The sequence below is a fragment of the Vibrio sp. 2130-1 genome, assembly GCF_033339515.1.
The window spans coordinates 1-622 of record NZ_JAWOUT010000428.1; the positions used below are offsets into that span (position 1 = coordinate 1).

A 622-nucleotide genomic window follows, 5' to 3' on the forward strand; every position below is an offset into this window, starting at 1 on the left:
GCATTGATCGTTGTGTTCCTGCGCGTGATTATTGGTCTTAAAACCTCTGGTACGTTCATGCCAGTCCTGATTGCGGTTGCGTTCGTTCAAACGCAGCTTGTGACTGGTATTGTTGGCTTCCTATTAATTGTTGGTACAGGCTTGATCATCCGAAGCTACTTATCGCGGCTCAACTTACTTCTGGTAGCAAGGATATCCGCGGTTATTATCACGGTTATTATGATCATCTCGGTGTTTACCGTTGTAGCATTCAAGATTGGTTTGACAGAAGGTCTAACAATCACCTTCTTCCCAATGATCATCTTGTCATGGACGATCGAACGTATGTCGATTCTGTGGGAGGAAGAAGGCGCGAAAGAAGTAGCAATGCAAGGTGGTGGTTCACTACTGACTGCGGTACTGGTTTACTTGGCGATGACCAACTCGTATATCCAGCACTTAACGTTTAACTTTATCGGCCTACAGCTAATTGTTTTGGCGGGTATTCTATTACTAGGTACTTACACTGGTTACCGTCTAACAGAACTACGTCGTTTCAAACCGCTAGCGGAGGATTAAACGATGTTTGAACGTTACACTACGCCATCAAAACTTCGCCACAAAGGCATTATGGGCATGAACA

Annotated in this window: 1 protein-coding gene; it reads left to right on the forward strand. The window is 44.7% G+C overall.

What is annotated here, in order from left to right; all coding sequences use genetic code 11:
* Positions 1-558 (forward strand): 7TM domain-containing protein (locus tag R7Q09_RS26645; RefSeq protein ID WP_318144008.1); only part of this gene is annotated, 558 nt, incomplete at its 5' end.
* Positions 559-622: the final 64 nt, after the last annotated feature.